Origin of the sequence: Mycobacterium sp. E2479 (assembly GCF_001667925.1) — a bacterium.
Lineage (GTDB): Bacteria > Actinomycetota > Actinomycetes > Mycobacteriales > Mycobacteriaceae > Mycobacterium.
Genome location: NZ_LZJR01000053.1, coordinates 60542 through 75108, shown reverse-complemented (window position 1 = coordinate 75108; position 14567 = coordinate 60542). Strand labels below are relative to the sequence as shown.

14 protein-coding genes are annotated in these 14567 nt (G+C 64.0%); 12 read left to right on the top strand and 2 right to left on the bottom strand.

Translation table 11 applies throughout. From position 1 onward, the window contains the following. The first annotated feature begins 163 nt into the window (after nucleotides 1-163). From A5686_RS06515 to A5686_RS06480, 8 genes are all read left to right on the top strand, one after another. A complete protein-coding gene (locus tag A5686_RS06515) occupies nucleotides 164-2461 on the top strand; it encodes a heavy metal translocating P-type ATPase (RefSeq protein WP_067932286.1) in 2298 nt (765 codons plus the stop codon). Between the two features lie 207 nt (nucleotides 2462-2668). After that, a complete protein-coding gene (locus tag A5686_RS06510) occupies nucleotides 2669-2941 on the top strand; it encodes a hypothetical protein (RefSeq protein WP_067932284.1) in 273 nt (90 codons plus the stop codon). Between the two features lie 109 nt (nucleotides 2942-3050). After that, nucleotides 3051-4046, top strand: coding sequence for a nitroreductase family protein (locus tag A5686_RS06505; protein ID WP_067932268.1), 996 nt, complete (start codon nucleotides 3051-3053; stop codon nucleotides 4044-4046). A 193-nt stretch (nucleotides 4047-4239) separates the two neighbouring features. Then, nucleotides 4240-5364 (top strand): 4Fe-4S dicluster domain-containing protein, encoded by a 1125-nt coding sequence (locus tag A5686_RS06500; protein WP_067932282.1) that lies wholly within the window; start codon nucleotides 4240-4242, stop codon nucleotides 5362-5364. Beyond that, nucleotides 5357-6214, top strand: a complete 858-nt coding sequence (locus tag A5686_RS06495) for an FAD/NAD(P)-binding protein (protein WP_067932266.1) — start codon at nucleotides 5357-5359, stop codon at nucleotides 6212-6214. Before A5686_RS06500 ends, A5686_RS06495 begins: the two co-directional genes overlap by 8 nt. Continuing rightward, nucleotides 6215-6973 carry an oxidoreductase gene (locus tag A5686_RS06490; protein WP_067932264.1) on the top strand — a complete coding sequence of 253 codons (759 nt, stop codon included), beginning with the start codon at nucleotides 6215-6217 and terminating at the stop codon, nucleotides 6971-6973. It abuts the gene before it with no gap. After that, nucleotides 6970-8265, top strand: coding sequence for a Ni/Fe hydrogenase subunit alpha (locus tag A5686_RS06485; RefSeq protein WP_067932262.1), 1296 nt, complete (start codon nucleotides 6970-6972; stop codon nucleotides 8263-8265). The genes A5686_RS06490 and A5686_RS06485 overlap by 4 nt, the downstream gene beginning before the upstream one ends. Further along, a complete protein-coding gene (locus A5686_RS06480) occupies nucleotides 8262-8735 on the top strand; it encodes a hydrogenase maturation protease (protein ID WP_067932260.1) in 474 nt (157 codons plus the stop codon). Before A5686_RS06485 ends, A5686_RS06480 begins: the two co-directional genes overlap by 4 nt. Before the next feature lie 81 nt (nucleotides 8736-8816). On the opposite strand, the gene A5686_RS06475 is transcribed toward A5686_RS06480, so the two are convergent. Then, nucleotides 8817-10295: a trypsin-like peptidase domain-containing protein gene (locus A5686_RS06475; RefSeq protein ID WP_231986303.1), complete on the bottom strand. Its 1479-nt coding sequence runs from the start codon at nucleotides 10293-10295 to the stop codon at nucleotides 8817-8819. A 538-nt stretch (nucleotides 10296-10833) separates the two neighbouring features. On the opposite strand from A5686_RS06475, the gene A5686_RS06470 reads away from it, so the two are divergent. From A5686_RS06470 to A5686_RS06460, 3 genes are all read left to right on the top strand, one after another. After that, a complete protein-coding gene (locus tag A5686_RS06470) occupies nucleotides 10834-11217 on the top strand; it encodes an STAS/SEC14 domain-containing protein (RefSeq protein WP_067932256.1) in 384 nt (127 codons plus the stop codon). A 128-nt stretch (nucleotides 11218-11345) separates the two neighbouring features. Beyond that, nucleotides 11346-11618 (top strand): DUF1918 domain-containing protein, encoded by a 273-nt coding sequence (locus A5686_RS06465; protein ID WP_067932254.1) that lies wholly within the window; start codon nucleotides 11346-11348, stop codon nucleotides 11616-11618. Between the two features lie 32 nt (nucleotides 11619-11650). Further along, a complete protein-coding gene (locus tag A5686_RS06460) occupies nucleotides 11651-11935 on the top strand; it encodes a dsRBD fold-containing protein (RefSeq protein WP_067932252.1) in 285 nt (94 codons plus the stop codon). 106 nt (nucleotides 11936-12041) lie between these two features. Here A5686_RS06460 and A5686_RS06455 read toward each other — a convergent pair whose 3' ends face one another. Beyond that, nucleotides 12042-13910: a long-chain fatty acid--CoA ligase gene (locus A5686_RS06455; protein ID WP_067932250.1), complete on the bottom strand. Its 1869-nt coding sequence runs from the start codon at nucleotides 13908-13910 to the stop codon at nucleotides 12042-12044. 248 nt (nucleotides 13911-14158) lie between these two features. Between A5686_RS06455 and A5686_RS27850 the strand changes: the two genes are divergently transcribed. Next, entirely contained in the window at nucleotides 14159-14398 is a 240-nt protein-coding gene (locus A5686_RS27850; protein WP_156749968.1) for a flavodoxin domain-containing protein, read from the top strand. Nucleotides 14399-14567 lie beyond the last annotated feature (169 nt).

Genomic DNA, 14567 nt, shown 5'->3' with positions numbered 1-14567 from the left:
CCGCAGAACCGTGCCCGCGATCCAACAGTCGTCGGCCACCCCGCGCCAATTGGCCAGCCGCGCGACCCCCCCGGCTGTCAGCGCGGCCACTGTGCCTGCCACCAGTGCCGGTTCGACCCAGCGCTGCAACCGCGTGATCCAACGGCCGGGCGCACCGGAAACCATGAAGACTTCCTCCCGCGTCGCAAGTCGCTTTCTCTGCAGAACCGAAGCCGGGGGGGTCGCGCGGCTGGCCAATTGGCGCGGGGTGGCCGACGACTGTTGGATCGCGGGCACGGTACTCGCGATCGGGCCGGCCGCGGCGTGGATGGTGTCGGCATTGCGGCGCCGACGCGGTGGCGTCGACCTCATCGCACTGTTGTCGCTGGTCGGTTGTCTGCTAGTCGGTGAGTACCTGGCCGGTGCGCTCATTGCGGTGATGTTGACGGGTGGCCGTGCGCTGGATATAGCGGCCGAGCGGCGCGCCTCACACGATCTGCGTGCGCTGCTGCAGCGCGCGCCACGCTTTGCGCGGCGACGTATCGGAACGCAAGTAAGTGTGATCCCGCTGGCTGAGGTCGCTGTCGGCGACGTGGTGGTGGTCGGCCCCGGTGAGGTCGTGCCCGTGGACGGGCGGGTCGCCGACGTCACCGCGGTGCTGGATGAGTCCGCGCTCACTGGGGAAGCACTCCAGATCGAGCGTGATGTCGGCGAACCGGTCCGCAGCGGGGTGGTCAACGCCGGCAGCGCGTTTGAACTGCTTGCGACCAAAACCGCGGCCGAAAGCACGTATGCGGGCATCGTCCAGATGGCTCAGCGGGCCGGTGCGGAGAATGCACCGATCGTGCGGTTGGCCGACCGCTACGCGACCTGGTTTCTGCCACTGGCTCTGCTGCTCGCCGCCATCGCATGGCTGGCCGGCGGGTCAGCGGTGCGGGCCGTGGCGGTGCTGGTGGTCGCGACGCCGTGTCCGCTGTTGTTGGCCGCACCGGTCGCAATCGTCTCCGGTTTGTCCCGTGCATCCCGTGCTGGGGTCATCATCCGTGGCGGTGGCGTGCTGGAAAACCTCGGTCACGCAACCACTTTAGTGATGGACAAGACCGGGACGATGACGATGGGAAAACCGGTGGTGGTCGATGTGATGGCCGCTCCCGACGAGGAACCGACCTTCATTTTGCGGTTGGCCGCTTCGGCGGACCAGTTATCGCCGCACGTGCTGGCTGAGGCCATCGTCACCGAAGCGTTGCGCCGCGGGCTGGAGCTTTCGCTGCCCACCGGCGTCGTCGAAAACCCTGGCCGTGGGGTGGCGGCGACTGTCGATGGAAGGCGCGTAACTGTGGGCAAACTGCCGGTCGACGCGGTGAGCGACCCGTGGACAAGAACCGTGCTCAATCGCGCCCGCCTTGACAGCGCAGCCATCGCTTGGGTCTGCCTCGAAAATCGGCCCGTGGGCGCGATCCTTTTGCGAGACCCGCTGCGGCGGCAGGCGCCCCGCACCGTGCGGCGGTTACGCGAGGCGGGACTGAATCGGCTGATCATGCTTACCGGCGACCGGCCGGAACCGAGCCGCGAAATTGGCACGATCTTGGGGCTGGACGAGGTGCGCGCTGAGCAGACGCCGGCTGACAAGTTCAGCGCGGTGCGCGACGAAAGCTCGCGCGCCGTGACTGTGATGGTGGGGGATGGCATCAATGACGCTCCAGCATTGGCCGCCGCCACGGTCGGCGTGGCGATGGGTGCCCGCGGAGCCACGGCGTCCTCTGAGGCCGCCGACGTGGTGCTGACCACCGATCGCATTGATCGGCTTGCCGATGCCATGGACATAGCCCGCTGGTCCCGGCGGATCGCCGTGCAGAGCGCCGTTGTCGGCATGACCCTCTCGCTGATCGCCATGGCGATCGCCACGCTGGGCTGGTTGCCGCCAGCCCCGGGTGCGTTACTGCAAGAGGGCATTGACCTCGCGGTGATCCTCAACGCGCTGCGGGCTTTGCGGGGCAACCCCGACGCCGAGACGCCACTGGCCGCCGACACCGAACGGTTGCTGCACCGGTTCGCCGCCGACCACGAACAGCTCCGCGATGCGATAGGACTGCTGCGCGACAGCGCAGATCAGTTGGCGGCCGGCCCGGGTGCGGCGGGCTTGGGATCGCTTGCCGCCGTGCACGCCCTGCTAGTCGAACGGATTCTGCCCCATGAACGGGCAGAGGAAAGTGAGCTCTATCCCGCGCTGGCCCACCCCCTGGGCAGCGAAGCCACCGCGACGATGAGTCGGGCCCACGCCGAGATTCAGAGTCTTTCCGATCGCATCGGCATGCACCTGGCCCTTGCACAGGCGACCGGAGCGGTCCAGCCCGACCAAGTCGATGACCTACTCGCATGCCTCTACGGCCTATACGCGTTGCTGCGACTGCATTTTGTCCAGGAGGAAGAGAACTACTTCGTTCTCGTCGAAGACGATCTCGCCGCCACCAAACAACGCTGAGCCACAATGAAATACACCAAGTTTATCGGACCGCAAGGATATGTCTCGCCACGGTTTTCGGGACGCGTGGGACCAACGGCCCTCCCCGTTGGGACTTCGGGCGGACTTGAGAAGTGACCGAAGCAATGCTGCTCGATTTCGTTCGGTTCTGCATGCCCCGCCATCGATGTGGTCGGATCGAACTCAAGGCCGATCAAGGAGGCTGTGATGAGGTTCGCGAAGCATTCGAGTCGAGTCGAGATGACTTACTACGTGACCGACCGCTTGCACCACGGCCGCACGGTCGCGGTGCCCGGGTCTGAGATCGCCCGCATCGTGTCGATGTGGTTGGCCGAGTTGGGCGCTCACAGCCCCCTGGTCGAGGATTTGGCGCGGGCTGCGCGCGTCGGTGATTGGACCACCGCCTGCGCCGTCGGTAATCAGCTGTCGGTAGGTGTCACGTTGCGCCCGCTGCATGATGATGCATCGGAATCCTCGTGATTTCCGATTTGTGGCCTTAAGTCCTTCGCGGCTCGGGACGTCATCCCCTCGTGGCGCCAAAGTAACCGCAGGACCATTGACATATCCACGCCATGGAAGGGGCCCCGTTATGACCAAGCGCTTTCCCGATGAGGGCACCATCCGAACGGTGTTGGCTCTGGCGTCTCGCGCTCCGTCTGTGCACAACACCCAACCGTGGCGGTGGCTGGTCGGTGAGGAGAGCGTGCACCTCTACGCTGACCTTGACCGGCAATTGCCGAACACCGATCCGGACGGCCGTGACTTGATCTTGAGCTGCGGTGCAGCCCTGAACCACTGCGCCGTCGCGTTCGCGGCGGTGGGTTGGCAGACCAAGGTCACCCGCTTACCCAACCCGAATGACCCCAGTCACCTTGCCGCAATCGAACTGTCTCGCTCTACGGCGGATCCTGTTGACATAGCTCTTGCCGCGGCGATACCTCGGCGGCGAACCGACCGGCGTTACTACAACTCCTGGGCAGTGCCCGTAGGCGACATCGCACTGATGGCAGCGCGGGCCGCCCGCAACGACGTAATCCTGCGCCAAGTCGAAGACACTGACAAGCTGCATACGCTTGTGAGGCGATCGGTGTGGGACCACATGAACCACGATTATCTCGTCGAACTCACGGCATGGAGTGGACGCTACGCATCGGAAACTGGTGTGCCGGCCAGGAATACACCGCAATCCGATCCAGGCGCAGTAATCCCGGGCCGGCTGTTTGCTGGGCCCGCACTGTCGATGCCATCGGGATCGTCTGCCGCCGAGGACAATGCCGTAGTGCTTGCGCTTGGGACCCGCAGCGATGACAGGCTGTCCCAGTTGCGCGCCGGAGAGGCCACCAGCATCGTGCTATTGACCGCTACATCCATGGGTTTGGCCAGCTGCCCGGTGACCGAGCCCCTGGAAGTTGCGGAAACTCGCGAGGCGGTGCGCACCGAAATCTTTGGTGACAGCGGCTATCCGCAGATGCTGCTGCGGGTCGGTTGGGCGCCGATCAACGCCGATCCCTTGCCGTCCACCCCGCGGCGCGACTTCTCCGATGTCGTTGAATGGATGGCCGACCGGGAACGCAGCGTGCGCTGATCAGTTCGCCGAGCCCCGAAAGGTATCGGAATCGTGGGTTCTGCGAGGGAGTATGTGATGGAATCTTCTAACTTGGGCCCGCGGTGCTGGCGGGTTGCCCGCATATTTGGCCACAATGCGCTGCTCTGGCGTGCTGATCGGCGTGACCAAGAGCCTCTATGCATGGCATGCGGGTCAGGCGGATGATGGGGCGATGAGCGGACGCGACGACGAAGCCGTTACTGCGATGTTGACCGCCGCCGGACTACACCGCCTTGTCCAGGTACTGATCGAACGTGGGTACCGCGTGGTCGGGCCCACATTGCGGGACAACGCGATCGTGCTGGCCGAGCTCGACTCGGCAGAGGATCTGCCGCGAGGCTGGGGTGTCGATGTGGGTCCGGGACATTACCGGGTCCGCCGCCGCGACGACGATGCGGCGTTCGGGCACTCTGCGGGCCCGCAGTCGTGGAAGCAGTTCCTCCATCCCCCACGGCAGCGGTTGTGGGCCGGCACTCGGGACGCGTCCGGGGAAGCGCAAGCCGAAGAAGCAACACCGCGATACGCACTCCTGGGAGTGCGGGGGTGCGACCTGGCGGCGATCGCCACCCTCAACCGTGTGCTGGGGGGTTCTTCCTATCCCGACACCTCTTTTGTCCGTCGTCGGCGCCAGGCGTTCGTGGTCGCCGTCAACTGCACGGAACCAGGTGGCCTGTGCTTCTGCGCATCGATGGGTACCGGCCCCGCGGCCGGACCGGGTTACGACCTTGCCCTCACGGAGCGCCTCGCGGGTGACGAGCCGTCCTACCTTGTCGACGTCGGCAGTGCGGAGGGTGCGGACGTGCTGGCACTGCTCCCGTATCGGGCCGCCGATGAAGACGAAACCGATTCTGCGCGTGCCGATGTCGAGTCGGCGAAGGGCCGCATGGGCCGCAGCATGCCGGATGCGGATTTGCGGGACCTGCTCGTCCGCTCCCGCGAGTCGCCGCAGTGGGACGAAGTGGCCAGCCGTTGCTTGACGTGTGGAAACTGCACCATGGTCTGCCCGACGTGCTTTTGTACCAGCACCGAGGACGTCAGCGATCTCACCGGGGAGCACGCCGAACGATGGCAACACTGGGCGTCGTGCTTCGAATTCGATTTCACGTACGTTCACGGCGGTGGCAGCGTCCGCCAGTCGGGCGCATCGCGTTACCGTCATTGGCTGACCCACAAATTGGGCACCTGGCATGACCAGTTCGGCATGTCGGGCTGCGTCGGCTGCGGCCGCTGTATCGCGTGGTGCCCCACGGGTATCGACATCACCGCGGAGATGAACAAGATGGCCGGTGATGACTGACGAGGCCGTCAGCACTGCCGCACCGGCGTCAGCCATGGCGCCGGTTCCGTATCGGGTGCGCTCCCGCGTGGTGGAGGGTCCGGATTCGGCCACGTTGACGCTCGCGCCGGTCGGCGAAACGCTGCGAACTCCGCAACCGGGGGAGTTCATGATGCTCTACGCGTTCGGTGTGGGCGAAGCGGCGATTTCTGTCAGTGGCGATCCCACCGTCGTTGACGGCTCGATCACGCACACCATCCGCGCGGTCGGCGCGGTCAGCCGAGCCTTGCACGACGCAGGCCCGGGAACCGTTGTCGGCGTGCGCGGTCCGTTCGGCACCACATGGGGTTTGGACGAGGCGGCCGGCAGGGATTTGGTGATGGTCGCAGGAGGGGTGGGGCTGTGTCCCTTGCGCCCGGCGGTGCTGGGTGCGCTGGCGCAGCGGGCACGCTATGGCAAGGTCACGCTCGTCGTCGGCGCGCGTTCCCGGGCAGACTTCGTATTCGCCGCCCAGCTGCAAGAGTGGGCCGAAGAGCCGCAGATCGAAGTGCATTTGATCGTCGACGCCGCGACACCCGGCTGGACCGGGGAAGTCGGGTTGGTGACCGCACCGCTAAGCCGCCTGGACCTGAATGCCGATCGCACCACAGCGTTCCTTTGCGGGCCGGAGCCGATGTTGCGCTTCGGGGCGGAGGCCCTACTCGCCAAAGGACTAGCGTCGCAGCACATTCGGGTTTCGCTAGAACGCAACATGCAGTGCGGAGTTGGGTGGTGTGGTCACTGCCAGCTGGGGCCGCTACTCCTGTGCCGCGACGGTCCTGTGGTCGGCTACGACATTGCCGGCCCCCTGTTACGGGTGAAGGAGCTCTGAATGAGTCGACCGACGTTGGCCGTGTGGAAATTCGCCTCCTGCGACGGTTGTCAGCTGACCTTGTTGGACTGCGAGGACGAGCTGCTCACCCTGGCCGACCAAGTCGAGATCGCCACCTTCGCGGAAGCTTCGAGCGCAACGGTCGGCGGACCCTACGACGTGTCCTTGGTCGAAGGTTCAATCACCACACGCCGTGATACCCAGCGGATCAACGAGATTCGCGAGCAATCGAAGGTGCTCGTCACCATCGGCGCGTGCGCAACGGCCGGGGGAGTGCAGGCGCTGCGCAACTTCGCCGACATCGCCGAATTCACCTCGGTTGTGTACGCGAAACCCGAATACATCGATACCCTGGCCACCTCCACGCCGGCATCAGAGCACGTGAAGGTCGACTATCAAGTGCCCGGGTGCCCGATCGATCGTGGACAGCTGCTCGACACCCTCGCGGCGCTGCTCGTCGGGCGCAAACCACGGCTGCCGGCCAAGACGGTGTGCACGGAATGCAAACTTCGCGGAGTGACGTGCGTCCTGGTCGCCGACGGCATCCCGTGCCTCGGGCCGGTCACGCACGCCGGCTGCGGAGCGTTGTGTCCGCGGCATCATCGAGGTTGCTACGGCTGCTTCGGCCCCTCGGCGGTACCCAGAACCGCGACACTGATCCCACTGCTGCGCCGCGACGGCATGTCCGACGGGGAGGTCGATCGGGTGTTCTCGACATTCAATGTCGCATCGTTCACCGCCGAGCGAGGCAAGCAATGAGTCCCGAAACGCGCACGCTGGGCGTGGGCGCGCTTACCCGCGTGGAAGGTGAAGGCGCCCTGCACATCACCCTCAAGGGGGAGACGCTGCACAGCGTCCAGCTCAACATCTACGAGCCGCCGAGGTTCTTCGAAGCGTTCCTGCGCGGCCGTGCCTACACGGAGCCCCCGGACCTGACCGCCCGGATCTGCGGAATATGCCCCGTCGCCTATCAGGTCAGTGCCTGCAACGCGATCGAAGAAGCCTGCGGCGTCCACGTCGATGACGATCTCATCGCGCTGCGCCGGCTGCTGTATTGCGGTGAGTGGATCAATAGTCATGCCCTGCATGTCTACCTGCTGCATGCACCGGACTTCCTCGGCTACGCCGACATCATCGGCATGGCACGCGAACACGCCGCGGCCGTCGAGCGAGGACTGGCGCTGAAGAAGGCCGGCAACCAGCTGATGGAGTTCGTCGGTGGCCGAGCGATCCATCCAGTGAACGTGCGTCTGGGCGGGTTCTACTCCGTGCCGACCAAGCTGGAGTTCAAACCGGTGGCCGAGCAATTGCGTAGGGCGCTGGACGATGCGCAGGCGACGGTCGAGTGGGTCTCAGGTTTCGATTTCCCCGACCTCGAGCTCGACCACGAATTCCTCGCGCTGACGACATCCGACCACCGCTATCCCATCGAGAATGGGTTGATCGCGCGCAGTGCCGGCCCGGCGTTTTCGGCCACCGATTTCACCAGCCACGTCGCCGAAGCGCAGGTACCGTACTCGACCGCGTTGCATGCGACGCTGGACGGCGGGCGCTACTTGACCGGGCCGCTCGCACGCTATTCGTTGAACTCGTCGGCGCTGTCGCCCATCGCCGCCCAGGCGGCCGCAAACGCCGGATTGTCGGCTGAATGCCGAAACCCGTTCCGGAGCATCATTGTTCGCGCCGTAGAGATAGTCTGTGCGCTCGAAGAGGCGCTGCGGATCATCGACGAATATGAGCGTCCGTCGCGGCCATCCGTCGACGTTCCGGCCCGCCCTGGCGTAGGGCACGGCGTCAGCGAGGCACCGCGTGGCCTGCTGTATCACCGCTACCAGATCGATGATGCCGGGCTGATAGCGTCGGCGACCATAATTCCACCCACCTCTCAGAATCAGGCGGCCATCGAGGCGGATCTGGCCCGCATCGTTACCGACAATCTGTTTCTCGACGATGAAACGCTGACCGCACTGTGCGAAAAAACGATTCGCAGTTACGATCCGTGCATTTCGTGCTCGGCGCACTTCTTGCGGCTGACGGTCGACCGAGAATGACTCGCGCCTCCGGTGTAATCGTCGTCATCGGCATCGGAAACACCTACCGGCGCGATGACGGCGTCGGAATTGCAGTTGCGACCGCACTCGACGCCCGAGCGATGCCGAACGTAGTGGTCAAAACCGGCATCACGGACCCAATGAGCCTCATCGAGGCGTGGACGGGTGCCAAGCGGGTGGTGATCATCGACGCTGCGATCGCTAACCCGTGCACGCCCGGACGAATACGTCGCCGCGAATTGACTGATGTGGCTATCCAGTCCGACGGACTGCACTCGCACAGCGTTGATGTCGGCCGCGCGCACGCACTGGGTAAAGCACTTGGGCGTGTGCCCGGCGAAGTCAAGATCTTCACCATCGAGGTGCTCGACACTGACCACGGCATCGGTCTTAGCCCGCAGGTCGCGGGTGCCGTGCCCAAGGTGGTCGATATGGTTGTGGCCGAGATCGACCGCGCCCTGCCTGTGTAGTGGCACCTTCCTTAGCCTCTGGACCTCAGACGCCATGCACGCCGGCTGGTCAGAGCAGCACACGAGGTCCGATCGACGAGGTCAAGATATCAGTCCGGTGTCGCGGGCCGGTTGTGGCCGAATAATGCGCTGGCCGCAGTTTGGACAAAATCGCTCGGCGGGGTGGTGCTCAGCACCGCAATGCGCGCAGTAGTGAGGTTCGTCGGCGTCCGGCTGGCGCGGGATCAGACGAAGCGACTGCACGCCCGTGGTCTCGCCAGCAACCTCGGTCGCCGATCTCTCCTCGGCGGGTGTGGGCGCCTGTGTTTCAGAAGATATGGCGTTTCCCCCTTGGGATGCTGCGGCCTGCCCACCCGGGCCGAGGGGCGTCCCGGATGCCGCGGTCGAAGGAACAGGTGGCGAGTGCGATTTGAGCACCCACAATGTCAGCCCGGCGCTCACGCCGACCACCGAGACAACGCTGATGGCCAGGTACCACCACAGCACTGCTCCGCTCAACGGTGTTGCATCTCCGTACTGCTGGCGCAGATTGGCAGCGGTGGCCCTGAGATCGTCTAGGCCCGGATAGCCGGGCGATACGGCCAAAGCTTGGTCGAATTCGCCGATCGCATCGGTGTAGCGGCCCGAATAGAAGTTCCGCAGCCCTCGCCGATAAGACAGGTCGGCAGGTCCGAGCGTCGGTTTTACGCCTCGGGCGGCCAAGAGCGCGGCTAGCGCGTCAGCGGGCGCGATGAAGTTGAACGGCTGGGTTTCGCCGACGGGGGCGAAGCTGTTCACGCCGACCACTTTGCCGTTCAGTCCGATGGCGGGACCACCGCTCATGCCGTCCGTCATCGCAGCGTTGGTCTCATACTCCGGACTGGGTCCCATGATCGACTTCTTGCTGATGGTGCCGCTCTTGTAAGTGGGATCAAGCGAAGCGCCAGTGATGTTTTGGGTGCTTTCGGGGAAGCCCACCGCGAGGATGGGCGTACCGATCGTGACTTCGGCGTCGGCTCCGAGCTCGGAGGATGGAAGGTTCGCCTTGGCGATCTTGAGCACAGCGACGTCGCCCTCTCCGAGGCGACGGAAATCGACGACGCTGGCGGGCAGCTTCGCGGCGATTTTGGCTCCGGTACCCGAAATGACCTTGAAACTCACATGCGGACCCTGCCCGGGCACGTCACCTTCGACCGTCGCGTGTTTCTGTAGCCAGTCGAGGGTCTCGGCGGGCTCGCGCGACTCGGGCGCGTCCGGGTACTGACTTCGGTATTCGTTGGCGGCCCGCTTGAGGATGAGCAGCTTCGCGCTCGCCGGGTCCACGCAGTGACCTGCCGTCGCCACCCAACCGTCGGGATTGACGACGAAAGCCGTGCAGTTCCAGGTGGCCAGAAAAGGCATGCTGGACCCACGCCCGAATTGAGACAGAATCTCGCCATTGGGCAGGCGGACCAGGCCGTAGCCTTCGCCGACGAAGTACATAACCGATGGCCGGATGAGGTCGGCCGCCCGTTCCTCCGGTTTGGCATGCTGACGCCCGCTGTCGGCGAACGCCATGCACGGCGGCTCGGCCAGCAGCATAAAGACGACTGCTAAGAGGACCACCAGCCCTCGAAGCCTGGTGGGGTTTGGCACGTTGTGGGCTGCTGAACAAGCCGTCATCCCACTCACCGCCGGGACTGACCGGTCTCGCCCTGCGCAGAACGCTTCGCCAACGACGCCGGATGACGGCTCATGGCCTCAAGGCGCTCAGCTGAGTACCGTTGGGCCGAAATCCAAGTCGAATGCGAAGCGAGGACGATTACTTGGCCTCCGCCAACCGATATCACGGCAGATCGCTCCTTAAGAAATCATTCACCACAGGTCTCTCCGGTCCGCCGAAGCGTCGCAGTTACAGCATCCATTCGATCGCTTCACCGGAACGGTTGATAGGGACCGAAGTCCCGACCGCAGAGGACCTCCGTTCGTTCTGTGCTGCACAGCCGCTGTCCGCACCGCGTTCGAGCAGAACACGTGGTCACCCATGTCGCGGTGGCGGAACGTTTGGCTTGGTGACCTACGGCACTAGTCCGCCCCGTCGCAACTAATGCAGAGTTAGGCGGATAACGAAGGAGGATCGATGATCGAGGTGCTCAAAGACATGCCGCAAGGAGTGACGGGCATCCGGGTATCGGGCCGGCTGCGTGGTGACGAATTGCGTGAGGTCAGACCGGTCATCGAAGAGTCGCTGAAGGCCGGTGAAATCAGGATCGTAGAGGTCATCGACTCCGATTACGAGGGCTTCGGCCCGGGCGGCCTGGTCGAGGACCTCAAGTTGGGTTTGGGCACCGTTCTGCCGCACCATTCGGCGTTCCGGCGAATCGCGGTCGTATCCGATAAGGAATGGGTCGCGCATACGCTTCATGCCCTGGCGTGGATGGTGCCCGGCGAGCTCGCTGTGTTCGGGCTCGACCAGCTCGAGCGCGCCACACAGTGGGCCGCAGGTACGGAACCGGCCTCCTGATAAAGACGAAAGGGCTGGCTCCATAGACGTTTTGGCCATGCAAGGTGGTGACGCGATACCTCTCCAGCCACCTAGCGTGCCGGCAGACGACGGAATCAGTAACGAAACCCAGCAGGAAAGGAGCAGCCGTGAAAGCCAAAGTCGGTGACTGGCTGGTGATCAAGGGCACCAGGGTCGAGCAACCCGACCAGCGGGGACTGATCACCGAAGTTCACGCATCAGACGGTGCACCACCGTATGTCGTGCGCTGGCTCGCTAACGACCACGAGGCGACCGTCTTCCCAGGTCCGGACGCCGTCATTGTGACCGCCGCCGAACAGGCGGACGCTGACCGGCGCGCCCGGGATCGCTTCGGCGCCGTACAGTCGGCCATCTCCCGCGACAACAAGTTCGCCGACTAAAGCACATCGGCTGGTGAGGGAAGGAGAATTGGATGAGGGCTGACCATCAAGCGACGAAGGCTTATCAGATCGGCGTGCTCATCGAAGAACGCAGCGAGGAACGAACTCGCGCCAAGGCCCGGATAACTTGGGCGGGAACAAATCTCGTCGGTATCGGGTTCGCACGCCTTGACCCTGCCGACGAACCGGTGAGCCGGATTGGTGACGAACTCGCCGTAGCCCGGGCTCTTTCAGATCTGGCAGATCAATTGTTCGCCATGACAGCAGCCGATATTCAAGCCAGTACTCGCGAGCCGGTCACCGGCCTGCACCGCTGACTGCGGATGCCGGTCACGAAACATAAGCAGGCGGTGGTTGGTCCCGCTAATCCCGCGCCGGGGCCAACCGCCGCTCCTAAAAGCGGCCTAGGCGCCGCTCGTTGACTCATATTGCTGTCGATAGGTTTTCGTCGCCTCGGGCATACAGGGCCGATAGGCGGTCGGCGAAATCTTCGATGACCGCTTTGCGACGTAGCTTCATACTCGGCGTCAGGTCACCGGCTTCTACAGAGAGCTCCCGCTCGGCGATCACGAAGTTTTTGATCTGTTCCCAGCGGTTCAGTTGATTATTCAGCACGTCGAGGTATCCAGCGATCATGTCGTGAGTCTTCGGGTCACGGGCGATCTCGGCGAACGGCTTGTTCGCCATACCGTTCTTGGCTGCCCAGGTGGTGATCGCTTCGGCATCGAGGCCTACCAGCGCCACACAGTACGGCTTCGCCTCCCCGTAGACGAGGAGCTCGCTCACATACGGGCAGATGCCCATAAACCTTGCGGCGATCGCCGATGGCGCCACGTACTTACCCTGCGAGGTCTTGAACATGTCCTTTTTTCGGTCGGTGATCCGAAGGAAACCGTCGGCGTCGATTTCCCCGATGTCGCCGGTGCGGAACCAGCCGTCCGGGTCGAGCGCCTCGGCGGTGGCATCGGGTAGATCGTGGTACGCCGTCATCAAACCCGGTCCCCTGAGTAGGATTTCGCCGTCGTCGGCGATCTTTGCCTCGGTGGCCGGGAACGGCCAACCGACCGTTCCGAAACGGTAGGCGCCGGGGCGGTTGATGAACGATGCGGCGGCGGTCTCGGTAAGTCCGTAGCCCTCCAACACGACAATCCCGATTGCGTCGAACCACTGCGCGACATCCCGGTCGAGGGCGGCGGCGGCGGAGACGAAGAACCGCAGCCTCCCACCGAACCGCTGCCGGATAGTAGAAAAGACCAGTCGGTCCGCGATCTTGTAGGCCAGCAACGACGTTAACGGGGGTTTCTTCCCCGCCTGCCGGTCGGCCGAGACTTTCAAGCCAACTCCGATCGACCAGTCGAACACCTTCCTGCGGAACCGGCCCTGCTCGGCGACCGTCTCCTGAATACGGGCGTGGGCTTTCTCGAATATGCGTGGTGCCGCACCCATGATGGTCGGATGTAAGACCGCAAGGTTATCGACAATCCTCTCCACCCGGCCGTCGATAGCGGTGGGAAACCCGATCTGTAGCGGCAGCGCCAGCATGACCTTGCCAAAAGCGTGCGCCAGCGGCAGCCAGAGAAAGTTCAGATCGTCAGGGCCCAGGATGCCGAGTGCGTCTATGGCCGCCGCGGTGTAGGTCCATGCACCGTGGGTCAGTCGCACGCCCTTGGGGCGCCCGGTGGTGCCGGAGGTGTAGATCAGGCTGGCGAGCTGGCCCGGACCGATGGCTGCGACACGCTCCGTGATGGCATCGGGTGCATCGGCGAGCAATTGCTTGCCCAGCTGTTCGAGTTCGCCGAGGCTGATCACCCAGTCCCCGTCACCGTTGCCGTCGATCAACACCACCTTGCCCACGTCTGGCAGTTCCGCGCGGCGTGCGAGCAGTTTGTCGAGCTGACTCTGATTCTCGGCGACCACGACCCGGCTTCCGGAATTGGCGAGGATATAGGCGGTGTCGCGGTCCTTCGTCGTCGGGTACACCGTGGTGGTGGCGGCGCCGGCGCACATTATTGCGAAATCGACGATCACCCACTCATAGCGCGTCGAGGATACGAGCGCGACTCGATCCTCCGGTGCGATTCCCAGCGAGATGAGACCGCCCGCGATGTTGCAGACACGTTCGCCGACCTGCTGCCACGTCACGCTCTCCCAGGTGTGGTCCTGTGGGTATCGAAACGCCTCGGCGTGTGGAGTGGCAGCGACCCGGCTGACGAACATGTGAGCCACCGACGGCGCGCGATTGTTGATCTTGGCGAAGTCAGGCCTCTCCGCCGAAACACTGATTGCTTTCATGGTGTTAATCCAATCGGTGCCGATGTGAATACTGTCAGTGCATCCCTCGGATCGCGCCCGCCAGTAGAGGCAAAAGTCACGCGGAGGTCGGCGAACGTCCCTCCTGTGCGCCGCCTCCCAGATGGCGCTTGCGTACGCCGCGGAGATCACTACGGGTGACTAAAGCCCAGCGCCTTATGCCTTTGCGCCCTTACCTGGCGACGAACGAGCCACGCAGCATGGGATGGTTCGCCGAAAGGGGTAGACCAATGAAATCGCTCATCATCTGCACTTCCAAGTCGCACGGCAATATCCGCCAGGTGGCCGATCGGATGGCCGAGACGCTTGATGCCGAGGTTGTCGCGCCCGAGGCCGTTGATCCCGAAACACTGAGCCGGTACGACCTCATCGGTTTCGGTTCTGGAATCTATTACATGAGCGTCGACCCGCGGCTGCTGAACCTGATCCGACATATACCAACCGTCAATCACGTCCGCGCGTGCACCTAATTCACCAGCGGCGCCCACGAAGTCCCATTGTGTAGCTACCACAGGCCCCTTCGGAAACCTTTCGAAGCGAAAGGTTTTGAGATGATTGATTCGTTTTTTCGTGCCGCAGGTTGGACACTATTGGTTCCTTCGTGTTCATCGGCGGCATCAAAAGGGGGCGGCCAGCCCA

Excerpts from the sequence above, each read along its gene's own strand:
- A5686_RS06455 (WP_067932250.1), bottom strand. The coding sequence starts at position 13,910 with ATGAAAGCAATCAGTGTTTCGGCGGAGAGGCCTGACTTCGCCAAGATC.
- A5686_RS06505 (WP_067932268.1), top strand. The coding sequence starts at position 3,051 with ATGACCAAGCGCTTTCCCGATGAGGGCACCATCCGAACGGTGTTGGCT.
- A5686_RS06485 (WP_067932262.1), top strand. The coding sequence starts at position 6,970 with ATGAGTCCCGAAACGCGCACGCTGGGCGTGGGCGCGCTTACCCGCGTG.
- A5686_RS06470 (WP_067932256.1), top strand. The coding sequence starts at position 10,834 with ATGATCGAGGTGCTCAAAGACATGCCGCAAGGAGTGACGGGCATCCGG.
- A5686_RS06480 (WP_067932260.1), top strand. The coding sequence starts at position 8,262 with ATGACTCGCGCCTCCGGTGTAATCGTCGTCATCGGCATCGGAAACACC.
- A5686_RS06515 (WP_067932286.1), top strand. The coding sequence starts at position 164 with ATGAAGACTTCCTCCCGCGTCGCAAGTCGCTTTCTCTGCAGAACCGAA.
- A5686_RS06490 (WP_067932264.1), top strand. The coding sequence starts at position 6,215 with ATGAGTCGACCGACGTTGGCCGTGTGGAAATTCGCCTCCTGCGACGGT.
- A5686_RS06510 (WP_067932284.1), top strand. The coding sequence starts at position 2,669 with ATGAGGTTCGCGAAGCATTCGAGTCGAGTCGAGATGACTTACTACGTG.
- A5686_RS06500 (WP_067932282.1), top strand. The coding sequence starts at position 4,240 with ATGAGCGGACGCGACGACGAAGCCGTTACTGCGATGTTGACCGCCGCC.
- A5686_RS06495 (WP_067932266.1), top strand. The coding sequence starts at position 5,357 with ATGACTGACGAGGCCGTCAGCACTGCCGCACCGGCGTCAGCCATGGCG.
- A5686_RS06460 (WP_067932252.1), top strand. The coding sequence starts at position 11,651 with ATGAGGGCTGACCATCAAGCGACGAAGGCTTATCAGATCGGCGTGCTC.
- A5686_RS06475 (WP_231986303.1), bottom strand. The coding sequence starts at position 10,295 with ATGCTGCTGGCCGAGCCGCCGTGCATGGCGTTCGCCGACAGCGGGCGT.
- A5686_RS27850 (WP_156749968.1), top strand. The coding sequence starts at position 14,159 with ATGAAATCGCTCATCATCTGCACTTCCAAGTCGCACGGCAATATCCGC.